General features: G+C 67.3%; 17 protein-coding genes. 10 read left to right on the top strand and 7 right to left on the bottom strand.

The genetic code is table 11. The features are described 5' to 3' along the window. Positions 1-22: 22 nt before the first annotated feature. From AB0B20_RS25400 to AB0B20_RS25370, 7 genes are all read left to right on the top strand, one after another. Positions 23-223, top strand: a complete 201-nt coding sequence (locus AB0B20_RS25400) for a hypothetical protein (RefSeq protein ID WP_281578250.1) — start codon at positions 23-25, stop codon at positions 221-223. 83 nt (positions 224-306) lie between these two features. After that, positions 307-648, top strand: coding sequence for a TadE/TadG family type IV pilus assembly protein (locus AB0B20_RS25395; protein WP_357474057.1), 342 nt, complete (start codon positions 307-309; stop codon positions 646-648). Beyond that, positions 645-1,079: a TadE/TadG family type IV pilus assembly protein gene (locus AB0B20_RS25390; RefSeq protein WP_357474054.1), complete on the top strand. Its 435-nt coding sequence runs from the start codon at positions 645-647 to the stop codon at positions 1,077-1,079. Before AB0B20_RS25395 ends, AB0B20_RS25390 begins: the two co-directional genes overlap by 4 nt. Continuing rightward, positions 1,076-1,498, top strand: a complete 423-nt coding sequence (locus AB0B20_RS25385; RefSeq protein ID WP_357474051.1) for a TadE/TadG family type IV pilus assembly protein — start codon at positions 1,076-1,078, stop codon at positions 1,496-1,498. Before AB0B20_RS25390 ends, AB0B20_RS25385 begins: the two co-directional genes overlap by 4 nt. A 20-nt stretch (positions 1,499-1,518) precedes the next feature. After that, entirely contained in the window at positions 1,519-4,971 is a 3,453-nt protein-coding gene (locus AB0B20_RS25380; protein ID WP_357474048.1) for a LysM peptidoglycan-binding domain-containing protein, read from the top strand. A gap of 115 nt (positions 4,972-5,086) precedes the next feature. Beyond that, the gene (locus AB0B20_RS25375) at positions 5,087-5,467 is read left to right on the top strand and encodes a hypothetical protein (RefSeq protein ID WP_357474046.1); all 381 of its coding nucleotides are present in this window, start codon (positions 5,087-5,089) and stop codon (positions 5,465-5,467) included. Next, positions 5,464-6,831 carry a hypothetical protein gene (locus tag AB0B20_RS25370; RefSeq protein ID WP_357474043.1) on the top strand — a complete coding sequence of 456 codons (1,368 nt, stop codon included), beginning with the start codon at positions 5,464-5,466 and terminating at the stop codon, positions 6,829-6,831. The genes AB0B20_RS25375 and AB0B20_RS25370 overlap by 4 nt, the downstream gene beginning before the upstream one ends. Before the next feature lie 13 nt (positions 6,832-6,844). On the opposite strand, the gene AB0B20_RS25365 is transcribed toward AB0B20_RS25370, so the two are convergent. Beyond that, entirely contained in the window at positions 6,845-7,411 is a 567-nt protein-coding gene (locus AB0B20_RS25365; RefSeq protein WP_357474040.1) for a hypothetical protein, read from the bottom strand. A gap of 317 nt (positions 7,412-7,728) precedes the next feature. Between AB0B20_RS25365 and AB0B20_RS25360 the strand changes: the two genes are divergently transcribed. The 3 genes from AB0B20_RS25360 to AB0B20_RS25350 are packed head-to-tail and all read left to right on the top strand — an operon-like array spanning position 7,729 to position 9,446. After that, entirely contained in the window at positions 7,729-8,832 is a 1,104-nt protein-coding gene (locus AB0B20_RS25360) for a hypothetical protein (protein WP_357474037.1), read from the top strand. A gap of 3 nt (positions 8,833-8,835) precedes the next feature. Then, the gene (locus AB0B20_RS25355) at positions 8,836-9,168 is read left to right on the top strand and encodes a hypothetical protein (protein ID WP_357474034.1); all 333 of its coding nucleotides are present in this window, start codon (positions 8,836-8,838) and stop codon (positions 9,166-9,168) included. Continuing rightward, positions 9,165-9,446: a hypothetical protein gene (locus AB0B20_RS25350; RefSeq protein ID WP_210891784.1), complete on the top strand. Its 282-nt coding sequence runs from the start codon at positions 9,165-9,167 to the stop codon at positions 9,444-9,446. The genes AB0B20_RS25355 and AB0B20_RS25350 overlap by 4 nt, the downstream gene beginning before the upstream one ends. Before the next feature lie 22 nt (positions 9,447-9,468). On the opposite strand, the gene AB0B20_RS25345 is transcribed toward AB0B20_RS25350, so the two are convergent. The 6 genes from AB0B20_RS25345 to AB0B20_RS25320 form a co-directional block, all read right to left on the bottom strand. After that, positions 9,469-10,878: a hypothetical protein gene (locus AB0B20_RS25345; RefSeq protein WP_357474030.1), complete on the bottom strand. Its 1,410-nt coding sequence runs from the start codon at positions 10,876-10,878 to the stop codon at positions 9,469-9,471. 607 nt (positions 10,879-11,485) lie between these two features. After that, complete coding sequence (locus tag AB0B20_RS25340) at positions 11,486-12,112, bottom strand: CDP-alcohol phosphatidyltransferase family protein (RefSeq protein ID WP_357474026.1); 627 nt, start codon at positions 12,110-12,112, stop codon at positions 11,486-11,488. Next, positions 12,109-13,482 (bottom strand): glycosyltransferase family 39 protein, encoded by a 1,374-nt coding sequence (locus AB0B20_RS25335; RefSeq protein WP_357474023.1) that lies wholly within the window; start codon positions 13,480-13,482, stop codon positions 12,109-12,111. Before AB0B20_RS25335 ends, AB0B20_RS25340 begins: the two co-directional genes overlap by 4 nt. Positions 13,483-14,086: 604 nt before the next feature. Further along, complete coding sequence (locus tag AB0B20_RS25330) at positions 14,087-17,065, bottom strand: NACHT domain-containing protein (protein WP_357474020.1); 2,979 nt, start codon at positions 17,063-17,065, stop codon at positions 14,087-14,089. Then, the gene (locus AB0B20_RS25325) at positions 17,066-17,398 is read right to left on the bottom strand and encodes a trypco2 family protein (protein ID WP_210891793.1); all 333 of its coding nucleotides are present in this window, start codon (positions 17,396-17,398) and stop codon (positions 17,066-17,068) included. 234 nt (positions 17,399-17,632) lie between these two features. Then, positions 17,633-18,919: an IS256 family transposase gene (locus AB0B20_RS25320; RefSeq protein WP_357474016.1), complete on the bottom strand. Its 1,287-nt coding sequence runs from the start codon at positions 18,917-18,919 to the stop codon at positions 17,633-17,635. Positions 18,920-19,187 lie beyond the last annotated feature (268 nt).

The following is a 19,187-nucleotide window of genomic DNA, read 5'->3' as shown; positions in this document are numbered from 1 at the left end:
CCCACACACGGAGGGAACCGCCATGCACACCATCCACGCCGTCCTCGCCTACCTGGCAACGCGCTGGCAACACCTGACCGATCCAGCGGAGGCCGAGCGAGGCGACAGCCCGGTCGGCACCGCCGTCATCACCGCGATCCTCGTAGCCGGCGCCGTTGTCGTCGCCGGGGCGATCGTCGCCGTCGCCAACGGCTGGGTCGCCCTCATTCCAACCCAGCCGTGACGCAGACACAGATCACCGTCCGCCCGCGCCGAGCGAGGCGCGGGCGGGTCGGCTGGTGGCTCCAGGACCGAGGCAGCTCACCGGTGGAGTTCGCCATCGTTGCGCTGCCGATGATTCTGCTGACCTTTGCCGTCGTCCAGACGGGGTTGATCTTCTTTGCCCAGTCCATCGCGCTGGGCGCTGCCACCCAAGGGGTCAACGCCGCCCGTGGTTACCAGTCCACCGCCGCAGCTGGCGAGGCGCGGGCCACAACCTTCCTAGCGGCTGGCGGGGCCGGGCTGGAGAACGAACAGGTAGTCGTCACCCGCACCGGAACGGAAGTACGAGTGACGGTTACCGGCCAGGCGATCACGGTGCTACCTGGATTCAGCTGGACGATTACCAAGTCCGCGCACGGCCCCGTCGAGCGGCCCACAGCGCCATGAACACCCGGCGGATTCGCGGTCAGCGGGGCTCGGTGAGCATCGAGATGGCGGTCGTGGCACCGGCCATCCTGGCGCTGTTCGCCGGTGCCGTCATCGGTGGCCGGGTCAACCTCGCCCGCCAGGCGCTCGAAGCGTCCGCCTACGACGCCGCCCGCACGGCCTCCCTGGCGCGTACCGCCAGCGAGGCCAACGCAGAGGCCCTGTCCGCTGCCACCTCCACCCTCGATGCCCAAGGGCTGAGCTGCGCCAGCTTGAACGTCACGGTTTCCACCGCGGGCTTCGGCGTTCCTGTCGGGCAGCCCGCCACCGTTACCGCCACGGTCACCTGCACCGCGACCTTCTCCGACGTCGCGCTGCCCGGCATGCCCGGCACCGTGCCCCTCAGCGCCTCTTTCACCAGCCCGTTGGACACATACCGGAGCAGAGCATGACCGCCCTCAAGCGCCGACTGGGCGACGACGATGGTCGGGTCACCATCTGGTTCGCCGTCCTCGCGCCAGCCCTTCTCGCCTTGATCGGCCTCGTCGTCGACGGCGGCGCCAAGGTACGGGCCTACCAACGCGCCGACAACATCGCCGCAGAGGCGGCCCGCGCTGGCGGACAGGCCATCAAGGCCGGGCAGGCCATCGACGGTGGCACCAAGGAGATCGACCCCTCGGTCGCCGCTACCGCTGTTCAGGCCTACCTCGACGACCTCGACGGAGTCACGGGCACCGTCACCGTCGACGGCGCCCAACAGCTCACCGTCACTGTCACCGTCACCTACAACCCGATCCTGCTCGACCTGTTCGGCGGGGGAGTAGGCACGACGGCGACCGGCCGGGCGACCGCAACCTTGATCGCTCAATAGCAGCGCGCGAAGGAGCAGCCGTGGCACGCACCGCATCCACGACCGGCCGTGGTCGCCAAGTCCTCGCCGGCATCGGCGCCCTCGCCGTGGTCGCGCTGGTCGTCGCCCTGCCGGTACTCCTCGTCTGGGCCGCCGGCAATCCACTGCCCCGGATCGCCGGGTGGCTCACCGCCCTCGCCGACGATCCGAGCGCCGCAGCTGGCCAGATCTGGCACGCGCTCAGCAGCCGGGACGACGGCGACCTGTTCCTGCAGACGTTGGCGCTGATCGGCTGGGTCGCGGCGGTCTTGGCCGCGTGGACCTGGGTCACGTTCCTGGTCGCACTGGTCGTGGAGACCGTCGCGCAACTGCGGGGGCGCCAGCACGGACGGGTCCCGCGCAACACCGCCCGGATTCCCGGGGCCCGACTGCAGCAGCGTGCCGCAGCTGCGCTGGTGGCCGCCATTCTCGGGGCGCTCGCCGCGCCAGCCCTGGCATCGGCCGCGGTGCCCGCCGCCATCGCCAGCCCTGCCGTGGCCGCTCCCGGCCACGCGACTCCGGAAGCGTCGGCACCCCGTACAGCCGCGCCGACGGACGCCCCTGCCGCCGTCGGCTTCCTCGAGCATTCAGTGGAGCGTGGGGATAGCCTGCTCGACATCGCCGAGCGGTACAACGTGTCCTGGCAGCGCCTGGCCGAGGTCAACAACGGTCTCGCACAGCCGGACGGGCGGAGCCTCCAGCCAGGCAACACCCGGGTCTACGCCGGCTGGACGCTGCGGATTCCAGTGGTCACCTCCCCGACTGCCCTGACCACGTCGACGCAAGCACTACCGGCCGCAAGGACCAGACCAATGGTGTACGAGGTGGCGCGGGGCGACTGGCTGGCCGGTGTGGCTGAACGCTTCCTCGGTGACGCCGACCGATACTTTGACATCGCGGCCATCAACCCGGATCTCGAACAACGTGACCACCGATTCCCGCACCACATCGAGCGCGGATGGCGCATCACCCTGCCTGAGGATGCCCGCGACCGTGGCCCCGCCAACCACGCCCAAGGCCGGATCGTGGCCGGTGGACGCGGCCAGCCGGTCCCGAGCGCTCCGAAAGGCAACGACCAGCCGACCGCGCCCCGTCCACCGGACGGCGCCGAGAACCAGCAGGGCTCACCCGCCTCGCCGGCACCGGCAACGCCGGGTCGCCCGAGCGCGTCCCCTGCCGTAACCCCATCCGCCTCAGCCAGCCCGCCGACGGCGTCCGCGCCACCGGCTACGGCACGCCCGACCGCCGACCCGGCCACCTCGGATTCCGACCACCGCCTCGAAGATCGAGCAGAGGACAGCGACGTCGACGAGGCGATCGTCCTGGGATCGCTCGCCGGCGCAGGGCTGCTCTCCGCACTGTTACTCACCGCAGTGCTTCGTCGCCGAAGCCGCCAACGCCAGCACCGTCGGCCCGGTCGTCGGCTTTCGCACCCTCGCGGGGGTGCCACGGAACGAGCGCTACGCGTGGCCGAGCAGCCGGCCGACGTCGACCGGCTCGACCTCGCCCTGCGCAGCCTCGCTGCCGCACTGGCCGAGCGGGAGCAGCCCTTACCCGACATCGCCGCCGCATGGATCGTCGACCAGGCCGTCACTGTCGTGCTCACCGAGCCCGGCCCACAGCCGCCCGCTCCGTGGATCGACGACCGCAGGCACTGGACCTTGCCTGCAGAGGCCACCGTGCCCGCCGTCACCGAGCAGTTGGCGCCGCTGCCCACCCTCGTCGCCGTCGGATCGCAGCCCGGCCGGCACCTGCTGCTCGATCTCGAACGCCTCGGCAGCCTCACCATCGCCGGCAACAGCGAGCGCACACTCGCCCTTCTGCGCTACCTCGCCTGCGAACTGGCCTGCAACGCCTGGTCGGACGAGGTCGAAGTCGTCGTCACCGGCTTCCCATCGCAGGAGACTGAACTGCTGATCGCCCTCAACCCGGACCGAGTGCGTGCGGTCTCGTCGGTCGATGAGGCCGCCGCACGACTCCGGCGCCGGGCCAGGGCCGTGAGAGGAGCCCTGACGGCATCTGGAGCAGCTGACACCTTCGCCGGTCGCATCACTGACGTCGGCGAGGCGTGGGCGCCTCAGGTGCTACTCGTAGCCGATCCGGACGAAGACGACCTGGGCATTCTCGATGAGCTCGGCACGGAGCTGCAAGTTGCCGGCCGGTGCGCCGTCGCCGTGGCCAGCACGACCATCGCCCACGCGACCGCCGGCCCGAATACCGCCATCATCGACGAGGACGGCCAGCTGCACCTCGCCCTGCCGTTCCTCCTCGTAGACGGAGCCGCAGCAGGACTGCCCGTACGTGAGCTGGAACCGCTCGTCGAGATCATGACGCAGGCGCGGGCCGCCACGGACGAGCGGACACCGCCGGCCGCCGAGCCGGAAGCGTGGGCGGACGGCACCGACGCCGCCGGCTCCGTTCTCGACCTGCTTACTGCGGGGGAGCCCGCGACGGCAGAGAGATCCGATGACGCGGATACAGCTTCTGTCGACACGTCGGCTTCGCCGGATCCCATCGTCGCCGTGCCCCACATCCAGCGCACCCGTATGGTCACCACCGTCCCGCGGCGCGAGGTCACCGCCGCGATTCGCCAGCGACGCCGCCAAGCCGACCCGGAGCTCGATTCGGACTTGCGGGCGTGGCGGGAGCAGAACAAGACCCGTCCCCGCATCAGCGTCCTCGGGGCGGTAGCGGTCGAGGCACCCGGCCCGGTGCCCGACCAGCGCCGCCGCTTCCACGCGGAGCTCATCGTTTACCTCGCTCAGCGCGGTGCCCGTGGAGCATCGGCCGAGCAGCTCACCGACGCGTTGTGGCCCGACCAGCAGGTCAAGGACGCCAGCCGCCGGGTGGCCATCACCCGGGCCCGTCGATGGCTGGGCGAGACCCCGGACGGCACTGCCTGGCTACCCGAGATGGGGCCTGATCGGCTCTACCGGTTGGAGTCGGGCTACCTGCTGGACTGGCACCTCTTCCGCCGGCTGCGCAGCCGCGGCGAGAGTCGGGGCGCCGCTGGAGTAAAAGATCTACGAGCCGCATTGGAGCTCGTTCGGGGCGTGCCGCTCGACGGCGCAGAGCGCGCGTACGCGGCCGGCACCCGCAACCCCTTCACCTGGTTGCCCGAGTCGGACATCTATCCGGGGCATCTCGCCTCCGCAGTCGTGGATACGGCCCACGAACTTGCCGAGCTCTACCTCGACGCCGGCGACATCACCGGCGCGCGGTGGGCCGTTCAGCAAGCCTGGCTGGCCGACCCGGAGCGTGGCGACGACGGGCCCTGGCACGACATCATGCGAGCCGCCAACGCCGAGGGGCACACCGCAGAGCTGCGCAACCTCCTGGGGGAGCTGATGCGGGTCCGCGAGGCTGAGGTGCCGGAGGACCTGGCGCCGGTCACGTATGCCCTGCTGCGCGAGCTCCTGCCTGATCTGCTCGCAGCCAGCAGCGGCGCCGGATAAACCGACCGCGCCTACCCGGCCAGTGGACGTGGTGATCCGGGACCGCGAACCGACATGTTGAACAACCGACCGAACGGAGTGGACGGCCTTGCTGACATCGAACAAAGCTGACGGCATGGAATACATCGAGGCAACGAGGCAAGTCGGGGCTCGCCTCGCGGACGCTGCAGACCAGACCGCCGCGGCGGGAGCTGTCCAGCTGGCGATCGAGGCGTGGAAGTCCCTGGCCGGGAGCGACCTCGCCTGGGACCAGTTCGGCCTGGAGCTGCTCGACATCCGTGCGAGGCTTTATTCGGATTACGACGACGTGGTCGTCGATGCTGCAGCACCAACCCGCGATGACGTTGAGACCCGACTGGCCCTGACGGAATTGGTGGAGCAACTTGCGCGACACCACGAGCGTCTGGCCGCCGACGATCGAGACGACCTGGCTCGTCGCCTCAGTCACGACGCCGGCGCCCAGCAGCTGCGACGTGCGGCGGCGGCCCTGGCATGACCGTTGGCTACTGGCACAGGGAGGCGTATCAGGCCCTGCGTGCGGCGGCCACGGCAATGGGACAGCGGCCCGCCGACCACGCGGCCGACATCAACGCCGCTGTCCTCGCCAGATCTGCCGTCTACGGTCAGCTGGCCCGAGTGACCGAACTGCTGGTCGGTGGCCGCCCGGCACCCGAGGTGCCGGATCGGGCCGGCGCCTCGACCATCCTGAGGCGGCGCGGGCAGCGGCTGACTCAGCTCTACGTCGGGCTTCGGGCCGCTACGCTCGTTGAGCGGCAATTCCCGCCGTCTCCCACCCCAGTGACCGCCGAACCGGCACGCTCGCTGCACCGGGCTGCGGACGCTGTCGGCGTAATCGGCGACATCCTCGCCAGCCACGTTCCTCCGGGCCAGGGACCGCGGACACCGGAAGGGCTCGCTATTCGAGCGGGTGGCGGCGTCCAGTCGGGCATCGCCGACGTCGCCAGGCTCACCTCGAGCCTGGTCATGGTCGATCTCGCATTGCCCGGATGGCTCAGCCACGGGCGCGGTCACCTGACCGAGATCTACCGCCCGGTGGCGGAGACCGCCCGGTGGACCGCCAGCAGTGGCCTGGGCGGGATTGCCGGCGAACTAATCGCCGCTGGGCGAGACCAACCTCCGCTGGACGGACTCGACATCGCGCGCTCTCCGCTGAACCCCGCGCCCAGCGTCCGGACCGTCGACGACGCGATCGCTTCTGTGGCCGCGGCGCGGAGCTGGATGTGGCAGAACCCAGGGCAGATCACGGGGTCCCATCTGCAGCTCGGAACCCAGCTCGGACTCGCCGCGCACATCCTGATCAGCGATGGCGCCCCGACAATGGTGGGCGGTTGGCGGCAGGCGGCCATCGCGGCCGCCGATCTGCGGGCCACCCCGCCGGTCGGTCTGGCCCGCGACGCTGCCGCTGAACTGGCGGGGGTCCTTCGGTGGGCGCGGTCACAGGCGGCGGTCGGCCGCAGCGAGGGCGCACAGGCAGGCAACAAGCAGCTTGTACGCCTCAGCTCGGAGCTTCCGTTCCTGGCCGCCACTCTCCATCGGGGGCTGTCCGCCGCTCTCCAGCGGGGCGAGCTGTTCGTCAAGGCCGAGATGCCGTTGGCGCGTCCAGCCGGCTCGCTCATTTTCCGTGCCGCCGAGCGGTGGAGACCGGCCGTCAGCGATGACGACGTGGTCCAGGACTTGAATCGGGGGCTAGCGCAGCGGCATCAGCCAGGCAACGACGGCCGGGGGACTGCGGCTCGGGCATTTCCCAACCCGCCCCGCCCAAGAGGATTGATGGCCCAGACGCCGACTCGAGCAACGCCCGATGGATTGTCGGGACGTAGTCGGGGCCGAACGCGCTGACCGCTGAGCAGGGCTAACCCAGCAGCGTACGGGCTCGCTGGCTCGGCTTCAGGGTCCTGACCTTGAACGGACAACTCCTGTCGGTCAGCAAGGTGTAGGCCCGGATGGCTCGATCGGCAGCATCCCAAGCTTGCTCGGCGGGTGTCATGCCTCGACCTCGGTTGCGGAACAGGGCGCCGTAGAACGCGGAGCAGAAGACGCCGCTCTCATGCCAGCCGATGATCGCCGAGGTGCCGATGTAAGTGACTTCTCCCTGCAGACAGTCCCGCACCGCCTTCTGCCATACGCCGGTGCCGGTCTTGCAGCCGTCCGCGATGATGGCGCTCGTCGAGATCCCCTTGCTCTGGCCCGCTGCGACCTCTCCCAGCTGCTCCAATGAGATCTCGATCGTGCCGTCCGTGCTGCTGAAGGTTGGCGTGACTGTGTGGTCCCCGTGTGCCATGACGTGCAGAACGTCGCACGACGCGGTGAATGCGGAGAGCACGGTGTCGGGATCCCGTGAACGGACGAAGTCGATGTCGACGACGGGGTCCTCGCTGCCGGCGTTGATGTTCTGCAGGGTCGACTGCACGAAGGTCATCGCGGCGTCGAACGAGGAATCCAACCCCAGATCCAGCAGGCTAACCCTCCTGGGCTTCAACGAGACCGTCCTCCCTGCGCTCTACACCGTTGGTAGAAGGCAGCTCGACTGTATGTGCGCAGCCGGGCCGCGTCGGTCGTGAAAGCGTCTCGGCGCCCCTCCTGCTTTCGGCCCACATCGGTTCCGGTACGACCGTCCAGCCCGGCATGACCCCTCGTGTCGGGTGGCTGACTGCTCGCCATGGGTCCGTTGACGCTCTTGATCACCATCCAGTACGGTTCGTGTTCGCGAAAGAGCCGAACGTTCAGCGGGGGAACATGAGCGGCTTCTACGTAGATCCGGCCGGCATGGACGGGCTGTACAACGTGCTGCACCGGGCGTCAGGGGATGTCGAGGACACGCTCGGCTACGTCAAGCGGCATTGCGACCTCAGTTTCGGCGCGGAAGGTCTACTGGTCATCTTCGCGAGCCCGCACCAGCTGGTCTACGACCGGATGTCGAAAGGCCTGCACCGCCTGCAGACGGTCGCGCAGGGCGCTGCTACCCAGGTCAACCTGGCTCAGCGTGCATACGCCACCTCCGACGCGGAGTCGGCGGGCCGGCTCGACCAGACCTACCCGGGTGCGAAGGATCCGGCCGCGATGCGGAGCGCGTTCAGCACCGGCCGTCCCGACCTGTGGCCCACCGCGCCTCGCTCTTCGTTCGCGGACGTGGCTGAGCCAACGAGCAAGCTGGTGTCGCCCAACTACGCGACCGCGGTGGAGATGTGGAAGATCAATCCGCTCGCGGATCTGATCAGCCCCGCTGCCTGGCTGCGCCAGGTCAGCGTGTGGCTGTTCGGATACGACCCGTTCGAGGACTGGACCAAGCAGCTCAGCGGCGACTGGGACGCCTACATCCATTGCGCCGCGGCTTGGCGGATCATCGGCAACGCGCTGCTCGACGTCGGCCGGAACCTGGTCACCACCGCTGGGGACGTACCCGAGGTCTGGCGCGGCAAAGCCGCGGAGGCCGAGCAGGAGTTCCAGCTCAAGCTCGGCAACGCCGCCATGGCCCTGCACCCGGCCTGTGACCAGTACGCCGAGCTCTACACCAAGGCGGCCGAGGCGGCCAAGCAGCTCTTCGACGTGGTCAGTGGTCTGATCACCAAGCTCATTGATGTCCTGATCGTCGTCAATCTGGCCTCGGCCGTCGGTACGGCGACGATCGAGACTGGGGTCGGGCCGGTCGTCGGCTATGGGGTGGCCGCCTACTACGCCTGGCAGGCCTACGACCTCTACAACGAGATCTCGACCTTCTACGGCAACGCCGAGGCCACCTTCAAGGGCATCGCCGGCACCATTGGCATGATTCAAGCGGGCGCCGCCGTCGCGGCGCTTCCTGACCTCCAGCCCTACCAACACCCCGGACAGCAGGGATAGTCCATGACAGACGAGACCCACCGCCAGCCCCTAGCCCGGGCAGTCCTCACGACAATCGCCAGGAGCCGTGGCGGTAACGATCCCCTGGGCTCCCTGGCAGGCACCGTCCTTCGCGGCGAAGCGGACCTCCGTACGGCGATCCAGTTCTCCTGGCACGGCCGTGCCCTGGACGACGCCTTCACGGCTTCGCTGGCCGAGCGCGACGCTATTCCTCGCGACGAGCGCGCCGAATGGGAGCGGCAGGCGCAGCAGCTGCGTGAGGCAGGCGCGGCGCTGACCGTCGACATGGATCCGTGGGACGGCACCGCCGCCGACGGCCGTGAGGAGCGACGGTGAACGCCCGCATGCGATGGAGGCTGGCCGTTCCACTGATCGGCCTGAGCCTGCTGATGGTCGTACCCGCGGTCTACGGCACCTGGGTGTTCTGGTCCGAGTTCGGCGCCATGTACCGGGCGCTGAGCGTGGTCATCTGCGTAGCGCTGCTGACACAACTGGGGTTGGCGGTGTCGGTCGGCGCACGGCCGACCCGGGATGTGCCGTGGCTACGGATCGGGCTGATTGCGCTCGCGTTCCTGCTGGCCTGTGGGGTCGCGGCGGTGCGGAGATCAGTGTAAGCACGAGGATCAACGTCACGCTTCAGTTCGGATCCGCCGCTGAGGGTTCCGGGGGCGCCTCGCAAAGCAGGTCGCCGGCGCGCTGAACACGCATTCCCGAACCCGGGACGCGTGAGACCAGCTCGCGCATCAGATTTTCGGCGTAGGCGCGGGTCAGATTCGTAGCGACGAACACCGGGCCGGCGGCGGTTGACACTTCCTTCGGAAAATATCCCGGGGTCACGTCGTCGTGATTTGCGCCGACAGCGCCTTTGATGATCGTCGCCGGGACACCCTCGCGCTCCGCGACGAACTTTACTAGATCACGTACGGCCCGCGCGGCGGCGACGGGCCGCCGGACGCCGTTTGGCTCCTCCAAGGAATAGATCGTGAACCGACCACGCACGCGGCGGAGCCGTAGGCGCAGCAGTTGCTGCCGGTCTGCATCCTCGGCAGTTTCGACGTATCGGTCGCGGAAGATGGCGAGCAACTCGTCGTCCAACTTCCGAACGCGGGTCGTCTCGGCCGGATAGTCCATCAGCCGGGCTACCTTGCCCTTTTCGAGATTGGAGAGCGCCGCTTCGAGTTGGCCGATCGTGGTCACCCCCAGCGCGGCCAACTGTTCGACGAGGACGGCGAGCGAGGGCAGGTCGCCCGGCTCATCTGTCGGGAAGCGGTTGGCGACAAGGTCGCCCAGAGTTGCTGGGTCAAGTTGAGTCGGGTCAAAAGCCTCCGGCGACGGCTCGTCCACCCCGATCACCGGCTCATCAGCCGACGCGACGTCGCTGGTGTCCTGCGGCCGGAGTAGATCTTCGATCTCGTCGAAGATCTTATCCATGTACCGGCGCATACCGCCCGCCTCAATAAAGTATTGATCCACGAGGCCCTTGTCGCTGGGTGTCAGCTCTTGGTAGGCGCCGGACTTGTAGCGAATGTCGTGTTCGTACTCCGCCCATGCATGACCCGCCACGCTGCGTACCTGGATTTCCAGGCCCGCGTACTTGTCGAGGTACTTTGCGAGGACCGGGAAACGTTGTACGTCAGGGCCCTTGATGCCGGAGATGATGATGTGTTCACTGTCATACCCGTTGTGCTTAGTTTCGCCGGGGTTCTCCCATTCTAGATACGGGCAGCGGCTGACGATAAGGTCTGCCAAGTCCTTGCGTGCTCGGGTGGTGTAGACGATTACTCGCGCCGCCACGGAGTCCTGGATCTGCGCAGCAGGGTCGGTGTACTTCGGCGTTCCGTCGTCCTTCTTCTTTTCTGATTTTCTCCTGTAAGAGTCCAGGGTCTTGGGGCGTGCCTCCACCAAGTGGACATCGATACTGGCGTCCCGCGCCAACTCGGTAAGAAACCGCTTCATCTCGACGGCCGCATCGGCTAGGAAAGCTTGGTCCTGCGCGTACTGCCACAGATGGGAGGGGATCTGTTCGAAGCCTTCGTCAGGGGACACGCCCGTAGCTTAGCCAGAAGGCGCTCCAAAGTGGAGGGCTCAGGCTCTGTCGGACCGTCGCACTACCCTGCCGGATCCAGTTGGCGCAGCGACCTCCGTTAGCCTCGAGCCATGGGTGCTAGAGGAGACGCGTGGGCCTGCTTCGGAGACGACTGGCCGCATGTAAGGGAGCCGAGCCTCGATGACACGGACGGATGGGTACGGCTCGGGGAGATCCCGGATGATGAGTTGGCGTTCTGGAAAGCGTGCCAGCTTCAGCAGAGCGGCGGTCCTCGGTCGGCTTGGCGAGCCAGGGTTGACTTCTATCTCCATGTCTTCGCTGACAGCCCGGCGCTATCCCTCGACTCAGCTGAGGTGAAGAAGACGGAACCGTTCTGGTTGGGTTTTGTTCCGTTCGTGGGCACGAACCAGCTGTTTGTCTCCCGCTCGAAGGTCTCCCGGGCCGCGCTCGTTCGTCGTGCTCCGGACCGGCACCCTGGCCTAGTCACGGTGCCGCACCGAACGTTGGGCTTTCGGCTCAGGCTGAGCGAGCAGGGCAACTATTTCGACCACGCGGTATAGGGATTTTGACTCAGGGCGGTATCCGGTTCACCCGCGACTGTCTCGTTCAGGAGGGCTGGTCAATCGTCGCTGCCGCCCGCTGAGCGCAGTACACGGCTATGGCGAGTAGCCCGACACCGGTAGCCGCGATCCAGGGCAGAGCCGCCTCGAACCACCGGGTGCCGAAGCGGGCCATCGCGAGGTCGGCCACCACGAGCAGCCCCCGGATCTCGGTGGGGCCGACCCGACCGCGCTTCAAGCGGGTCGTCCCGGTTGCGGCCGACTCCAGATGCGCGTTGACCAGGAACAACATGCACACCACCAGCAGCGCGGCGGCGGCGGGCCGCGCGCCGGGCAGCGCCACCAGGTAGCCACCGAAGATGGCGGCGACGAAGACCGCGTCTAGGAAGTGGTCCATGTGATATCCCCAACGCACATGGCCAGACTCCAGGATGCGGCCGACCTCGCCGTCCACCAGGTCGGTCAAATACTGGGCTGCCACGAGCGCGGCCGTGACGGTCCACCAGTGGGCCGCACTGGAGGCGAAAGCCGCGACGGCGAGCGGCAGGGTGACCATGGTGAGCGTGCGGGTGCCCACGAACCGAGAAACCTGGGCCGCCAGCCGGCGTTTCAGCGGCCGTTCGGCGAACGACAGCAGGGAAGTCTCGGTGTTGCGGTCGTGGGCGAACGTCATGAGGCGCAATCCAGCGGGGTAGAGACGGCCAGAAGGTAGCCGTCGGCCGCATAGGTGAGGGGGAAGGCGCGACGCGCCCACGCCGTGATGGCCGGATCGACGAACTTCGCCCGGTCCGGCGGGGCGAACAGGACACCGACGGCGCCGTTCGCGCCGGCGATGATCTCGGCAGTGGTTAGGTGGCCGCTGCTGATTCGTACGCGTGAAGTGTCGGCCAGCCAGGGCGGTGTGCGCAGGCCGGCACGGGCGGCGATTTCCTGATCGTCGGTGACCAGCACCGACCCAGAGGGCAGGGCCCGAAGGCAGCGCAGCATGGCAGTACTCTCCAAACGCGGACTGACCGGCAGCATCAGCGCCTGCACGACGCAGATCAGCGCCAGCGCCGCTGTCGTCAACACTTGCGCCTTCGGTTGCAGGAACGCGAAGAAGCCGGCGGCCGTGATCGCGGCACCCGAAGCGACGAACAGCAGCAAATGGTGCTCGAAGATCGGCCGGTGCAGGCCCGCGAAGACCACCCCGGTGGTTCCCCACACCACGAGCGCGACTACCGGGAGGCGCCGATCCCGGGGCAGACGACGCAAGCAGAGGTAGGTCCCGGCTCCGGACAGCAGGCCGAACGGCACGATCCACAGGGTGAGCATGCTGATAGTACCGCCGGGGACCGGCTGGTCCTGGATGTCCGCCGCGGTTAGGTGTAGCGCGACGATCTGATCCCACGCCTGCTCTGGCGGACTGGTCACGGCCAGGACTAGGGCGCACACCGCCACGGCCGAAACTGACACCGACGCGAGAGCCGCCAGTCGCCGCCGGCACGCCAGCGCCGCCACGAGCAGGGCGGGTATCGCAACCACCGTGATGAGCTTGATGACCCCGGCCACGCCCAGCAGCGTCCCTGAGGCAAGCCACCAGCGCGGCCGTGCCCGGACCGCGCAGACCACCGACCAGGTGACCAGAGCGGCGGTAGGCAGGTCAGCTCCGAACTGGAAGCAGTAGCGCTGCACCGGCGGCAGCAGCGCCACCAGCAGGGCTGCGGCCATCCCGGCATACCGGCCGGCGAGTAGTCCGCCCAGCACGCCGGCTCCGGTCGAGAGCAGCAACGCCCAGCCGATCGTGAGTAGCCGAGACCCCACTTCCCCAGCGTCTAGAGCGAACGGCAGCGCGGACAGCCATGCATAAAGCGGCGGCTGCGCGAAGAACACGTCCGAGTACGGCTGGTATCCGTCGGCCACCGCCAGCGCGGTCTGCCAGTACACCCCGTCGTCGTAGTCGAGCCGTACGGCCCGCCGCTGGCTCGCCCGCGCCAGAAATGTCGCAAGGACAGCAAGGCCGGTAATGACCAGCATACGGCGGGCCGTGCTGGAGACATTCACAGGCGGCACTCTAGTAATCCTTTTCATCGCTGGCATCAGGCCAGAGGTATCCCGGCCTTCGGCCGTCAGCAGCAGACCAGCCTGTCGGAGCGGCTGCTGCGCGCGGGCAACCGGCGGGGCACGACTGCTGTCACTCGCACCTGCTGCGGACCTTGGCGAAGGCGGCCCGTGGGATCCGGTTCAAGTCGTGCTGTTGGCTCGACCGATCTTCTCGGATCTGTTCGCCCCTCCAACCCGCGAACGACCGCCGATTAGATGGATCTGCTCTTGTGCCTACCTCTCCGGAGCGGGGTCTAGATGTCCTTGGACAGCGGGAGTGGCCTGGCGCATCTGATAGGCCCCAGCTGGCGGGAACAGCGGAGGAGGTTGGTCGGGTCAGGCTTGTCGATCCGTACCCGCGACGCCCCGGACCGGCTTATCAACATGTTCGGGGACCGGGTCTGTCGGCGACGCGGGTCATGTTGCAGGTCGGGGATCCGGCCGGGCACGCCGTAGCCAGCCCTACGGCCCTGGACGAGGCGGGCCGGGTGGCCGAGCATCGTTACCCAGACCGGTGCCGGGCCGGCACCGTCGCGATCACCGCCTCGAATACCTGGAGAATGCGTTACACGCTCTCGGCCTGCCTATTGGAAACGGGTGCAGAGCCAGGTACGGCGTGCCGCATACGGGCTGGAGCGTCAACGCCTGCCCCGAACCACTCTTGCAGCTCGATGTGGCGGTACTGATAGCCGGTGCCCGAGATGCGGAAGAGGCCAGCGGTCCGTGCCCAGTGTAGAAAGGCGCCAAGCCGCCAGGGGAGTAGGCCGCGTCGCTTCATGATCGACATGGCGATCACGTACCGCAGCCACGCCTGCAAGCTCAGCACGAAAGCGCCAGCGAATCCCATGACGAACCCGAAGACCGCCCCGGCTCCAGCCGGGTAGCTCAGCGCTGATGGGAAGAAGACTGCGCCCGTAACGCCCAGCGCCGTAGCCAGCACCATGTCGTTCAGCCAGGCCAGCCCGGGATGGAAACCGCCGGTTAGGCCGCGGTCGAGCCGAACACGGTCCATGGCCGCCGCGAACCCACCCCCAACCACCAGTCCAATCAAGATGGCGGCCGGCGGACCGGCGAGCAGATAAGCGAGTAGCGCGAAGGATCCGCCGATCGCCAGGGCAATCTCAATCGCCGCGACGACCCGCTCGCGGATCGACATTTGCCGCATCTTCAGCGTCCGTACCTGCGCGTATCTGGTCTTGGACCGCCACGGATGCTTTGTCACACCGAGCCACCACGCCCACACATAGAGGGTCGCGACTGCGCCCACGAGCCAGGACAGTCGCAGCATGTCCAAGCCATCCAGCTCGGAGAGTGCTGTGGGCAGGTCGGTGATTGTCGCGAGCCCGTGACCAGCGCCGCCTAGGACAGCGAGCAGGCAGGGAACAGCGAAGAGGGTAACTGCAACTGCATGAATCGATACGTGCACGAAGCGGACCAATCGGTCGCCAGCGATTGGCCACATGGTGTGTAGGTTGAGGTCGGTGCCGGAGATCGCCTCACGCGCTGAGATGGGAGTGCCCCCGTAGCGCTTCAGGAATCGTGCCAGTTGTCCCAGCCAGGTTTCCAGGTCCTCAGGGCTACGCACGGTGAATGACTGGTCCGCTTTGCCGATGTCCGTCAGGCGGCCGTGTGTCGCCCTGGCGAACCGGCCGACGAGTTGGCGCTGCACCTCTTCGACTCGCTCGTCCGCCACTGCCTCGGGCTCATGAACCAGCAGATCGGCTGGGTCGAAGAGGCCCTGCCCACTCGCGGTGAGCGCGAGCATCAAGCGCCACGGAGTGCGCAACACCCGCTCGGCGAAGCAGCCTCCCGCGGCCGCTAGCTGCGCAAGCACCGGCTCCCACCGGGAAGACAGATCGGGCCTTGCCTCGAGCCGTTCCCGCACGTAGCGGACGATCTCGTCTGCACCGAAACTGTCAATCGTCACAATCGTCGCACCAGACAACCGAGTGCCTAGCCGCGTGTACGTCTGGTCTCGGCTGGTGAGCACGTAGGGCCGTTCGTCAACGTGCTCGCGGTGATAGTCGTTGATCTGCAGGATGGCGCGGCGGGCGCGCGAGGCGGCGCTGGACCACGCTGCGCCCCCCACCGGAGTCTCTAGCCGATCCATCTCGTCCAGGCCATCGAGTACCGGCAGGATCAGGCCCTCATCGACCAGCCGCTGCGCCAACACCTCGGGCAGGCCGTACTCGGCGTGCAGCTGGTTGCTGAGAAACCTGCCGAAGTCCGCCCCTTTTGCATGCACATCGTGCCAATTCGCGAGATTGAAGCGGACCGGCACGGGATAGCGTGATGACTTGCCCAGGGTCCCGTTACGAATACCGTCCCGGATGATCGCGATAATCAGCGCAGTCGCCAGGACAGTCTTTCCCGACCCTGCCTCGCCAAGAATCACTAGCCGACGGGACGGGGTAGCTTCGTAGAACCCGTGCACGGACTCCAATGTGCCCGCTCGCTTGCCGCTGACGTCGCGATAAGTAATAGAGTGCTCACGAAAAGTCACGTCGGCTGGTCTGTCACCCGGATCGGTGACGTAGGTAGCGGACGCCTGGTTGCGCTGCTCTCGCGCATAGATCGTCTCCCCGAAGCGCTTGGCCTCTTCTCGCAGCTCCGCGGCTCGTTCGCCGGTCGCGCCGGGGCGCTTGCGCCATCGGGTCACGACTGATTTTATCGCCCAGCCGACGCATAGCACAGGTGCGAGGGCCACCGGGAACGCCGCCAGTCCGAAGAACCGCTCGGGCACAACTGCGCTGAGAACTGCGAGCAGGAGCGCGGCAACCGCGATCACCGCGCCTGCGAACAGCAAGGGCCACAGGAGGGCCGCAACCCAGTTGTAGAGTGCCGGCTTTTGTGGGGGATCACCGATTTCGATGAGCCGGATCTCGACGCCGTCCTTTCCGATGGCACGCCTGGCCTCTGCGTCCTCGATCAGCCTAGTGATCGGGCAAAGCAGCAGTCGGGATTCGGAGACGCTAGTGCTCTCGACCAGCGCGCCTACCAGAAGGCTCTCGTCGCCGAGATCGGATCGGCCGTCCACGAAGATCGCCGCGCCGGAAACCCCCGCCCATGGCTCGTTCTGGCTTCGACGCGGCCACCTGGTCTGCTCGACGATTTGCAACCCGCGTTCAGCCGTCGACAGCGGATACATGGTGCCGTCGAGCTGCTCCACATGCCGGGTCGACGTACCGTAGCCGGCAAAGTCAGGAAACCCCAGGCCGGTGTAAGCGTACGGCCTCCTCCCACTGTACCGAACAAGAGTGGTAGATCGCGGCGGGCGTAGGTCGTCAAGCGGGCTGATGCGCACGAGGGCAAGGTCTGTCTTGTCGCCGCCGGACCAGACGACCGTCCCGGTACGCCACTCCCGATCTCCCATCGACGGGTGGCCGATCAGCATGAGGATGTCCGGATAGGGCTGTCCGTCGCCGGTCTGCACCACGTGTGCGGCGGTGAGCACGAGGCTTCGGCCGATCCGATAGCCTGTGCCGCATCTGACAACCTTCTCGCCCACACCAGCACGGATGTCGACGAGGCTGTTCTCGTCCACTCAGTCCTTCCAGCCACGGCGTGCGGTGGAGCTGACCTTCGCATTGCCACCAGCCACCTCGTCAGTGACGGTGAGCTTCAGGCTTATGCGATGAGTCTGTGCGGTGCTCCGCTTGGCCTCCGCGCCAAGCTCAACGCCGCCAAGTGCGACTACGTCGATCTTCACCTTGCCGCCCGGGCCACCTTCCCGGCTAACCGCCACCTCCAGCTCTACCTCGGCCTCGGTCACCTCAAAGCGCAGACGCTGGCCATCCCCACCCTGCTGCGCGAGCGACAACTCGGCACGTAGCTGGCACAACACCTCGGCTAGACCGATCTGGGACGGTTTGCTCATTGTCTCATCCTTCTCATCTCACTGGGACGACGGGAGTCGACATAAGACGGTCGGACATCGACGATAACTAGCGGCCGGGTGGTGCGGATCCGCCTTCCACTCTCAAAAGTCAGCTCTATGAATGACTGAATACAGTTCTTCCGGCCTGATAAGGGCGTCCATCAAGCCCAACCCATCCCGTGGCTGTGGGCTTCCCGGGGGCTGTCTCGCTATCGGTGTTTCCGGCGATCTTGGTTAGTAGGTTTCAGCGGCTGGGAAGCGGTCGCTGAAGGTGATGGCGAAGGCGTTCAACGCGGGTTTCCAGCGCATCGTCCATCGGGTTCTGCCTGCTCCGGTGGGGTCCAGGGACCTAGTCACCAGGTACAGACACTTCAACGCGGCCTGCTCGTTGGGGAAGTGGCCGCGGGCCTTCACTGCCCGCCGGTAGCGGGCGTTGAGCGACTCGATCGCGTTCGTGGAGCAGATGACCTTGCGGATCTCCAGGTCGTAGTCGAGGAACGGGATGAACTCCGCCCACGCGTTGTCCCACAAGCGGATCACCGCCGGATACCGGCCGCGCCACTTGTCGGCCAGGTCGTCGAACGCCGCCCGGGCGGCGGTGGCGTTGACCGCGGTATAGATCGGCTTGACGTCACGCTTCAGCTCGTCCCAGTACCGGCGCGACGTCAGCCGGAACGTGTTGCGGATCAGGTGGATCACGCAGGTTTGCACCACGGTCTGAGGCCACACGTTGGTGACCACCTCCGGCAGCCCTTTGAGGCCGTCGCAGACGAGGAAGAACACGTCCTTGACGCCTCGGTTGCGCAGGTCGGTCAGCACGCTCATCCAGAACTTGGCGCCCTCACCGCCGGCGCCGGCCCACAGGCCGAGGATGTCCTTGTCGCCGTCGAGGGTGACCCCGATCGCGGCGTAGAACGGCCGGTTCGCGACCTGCCCGTCCCGCACCTTGACCACGATGGCGTCGATGAACACGGCAGCGTAGATCTCGTCCAAGGGCCGGTGGGACCAGTCGGTCATCTCCTCGATCACCTTGTCGGTGATCCGGGAGATCGTCTCCTTGCTGACTGAGGCCCCGTAGATCTCGGCGAAGTGCGCCGAGATCTCTCCGGTGGTGAGGCCTTTGGCATACAGCGACAACACGACCTCATCGACCCCGGACAGGCGACGCTGCCGCTTACGCACAATCTGCGGTTCGAAGGTGCCAGCCCGGTCCCGCGGCACGTCGATGCGCACCGGCCCCGACGCGTCGGTCAGCACCGTCTTCGACCGGCTGCCGTTGCGGATGTTGCCCGAACCGGCGCCGTCAGGTTCGTGTTTGGCATAGCCGAGGTGCTCGGTCATCTCCTCGTTCAGTGCGGTCTCCAGGACCGTCTTGGTCAGCTGCTTGAGCAGCCCGTCCGGGCCGGTCAGCGACAGCCCTTGTTCCTTCGCGGCCCGAACCAGCTCGGCGGCGGCCTTCGCCTCCGCCGACGGCTCAGGCCGCTTCTTGCCTCCGGTCTGGTCATTCAGTGTCGCGGTCATCACGGCACCCTCCTCACCAGGCACAACGCCCGATGGGTCAGGCCGGAAACACCAACTTGTTGGATTGGTGGCGGAGATCAGGGTCTGCAGCCATGATCTTCGAGGTTGTGGTCGGGGTCGCTCGGGAAACACCTGCCGCCCACGGGCTGGCCCTCGAACGGCCTGCGCCCCGGCCATAACCGCCGGCGAGAGTGGCTCGAGAGAGGTCTGTTAAGCCCGAAGTTGGTGTGCCCACCTCGCCGGATCCCCCTTTTTCCGGTCCTGCAAG

Origin of the sequence: Micromonospora sp. NPDC049151, from assembly GCF_040648395.1 — a bacterium.
Taxonomy (GTDB): Bacteria; Actinomycetota; Actinomycetes; order Mycobacteriales; family Micromonosporaceae; genus Micromonospora.
The sequence above is the reverse complement of the archived record's forward strand: the minus strand, read 5'-3'. Positions and strand labels throughout refer to the sequence as shown.

Bases quoted from the DNA above. Each gene is read 5' to 3' on its own strand.
- AB0B20_RS25390 (WP_357474054.1), top strand. From the start codon at position 645: ATGAACACCCGGCGGATTCGCGGTCAGCGGGGCTCGGTGAGCATCGAG.
- AB0B20_RS25355 (WP_357474034.1), top strand. From the start codon at position 8,836: ATGACAGACGAGACCCACCGCCAGCCCCTAGCCCGGGCAGTCCTCACG.
- AB0B20_RS25375 (WP_357474046.1), top strand. From the start codon at position 5,087: ATGGAATACATCGAGGCAACGAGGCAAGTCGGGGCTCGCCTCGCGGAC.
- AB0B20_RS25320 (WP_357474016.1), bottom strand. From the start codon at position 18,919: ATGACCGCGACACTGAATGACCAGACCGGAGGCAAGAAGCGGCCTGAG.
- AB0B20_RS25385 (WP_357474051.1), top strand. From the start codon at position 1,076: ATGACCGCCCTCAAGCGCCGACTGGGCGACGACGATGGTCGGGTCACC.
- AB0B20_RS25400 (WP_281578250.1), top strand. From the start codon at position 23: ATGCACACCATCCACGCCGTCCTCGCCTACCTGGCAACGCGCTGGCAA.
- AB0B20_RS25325 (WP_210891793.1), bottom strand. From the start codon at position 17,398: ATGAGCAAACCGTCCCAGATCGGTCTAGCCGAGGTGTTGTGCCAGCTA.
- AB0B20_RS25365 (WP_357474040.1), bottom strand. From the start codon at position 7,411: ATGACCTTCGTGCAGTCGACCCTGCAGAACATCAACGCCGGCAGCGAG.
- AB0B20_RS25360 (WP_357474037.1), top strand. From the start codon at position 7,729: ATGAGCGGCTTCTACGTAGATCCGGCCGGCATGGACGGGCTGTACAAC.
- AB0B20_RS25340 (WP_357474026.1), bottom strand. From the start codon at position 12,112: ATGACGTTCGCCCACGACCGCAACACCGAGACTTCCCTGCTGTCGTTC.
- AB0B20_RS25370 (WP_357474043.1), top strand. From the start codon at position 5,464: ATGACCGTTGGCTACTGGCACAGGGAGGCGTATCAGGCCCTGCGTGCG.